This is a genomic window from Gemmiger formicilis (genome assembly GCF_016901605.1).
GTDB classification, from domain to species: domain Bacteria; phylum Bacillota; class Clostridia; order Oscillospirales; family Ruminococcaceae; genus Gemmiger; species Gemmiger formicilis_B.
In genome coordinates this window covers 1-219 of the sequence record NZ_JACJKP010000919.1, presented here as the reverse complement: position 1 = coordinate 219, position 219 = coordinate 1, and the positions used below count along the sequence as shown (strand labels likewise).

The window sequence follows — 219 nt, the reverse complement described above, 5'->3', positions numbered from 1 at the left end:
AATTTTTTGAAGAAAAGGAACACGGGCAAACAAACGGCATCTATCTGATCGACGGCACACCCGTTGAAGGAAATGCTCTGCATCCTGTAGGGCTTCTGGCTACCATTGCGCAGGTACTGGCGGCTGGCCGCTGCGGCTGCATGCCAGAAAGGACGGTCGCATTCGTCGCTCCACAGAGCAAAAAGTTCATAGAAATGCGGCAAATGATAAGAGGGATCG

At 52.1% G+C, this 219-nt stretch carries 1 pseudogene; it reads left to right on the top strand.

Going from position 1 to position 219, the window contains the following annotated elements:
• Window positions 1-219: pseudogene (locus tag H6B10_RS17250) on the top strand (hypothetical protein); the annotation flags it as partial.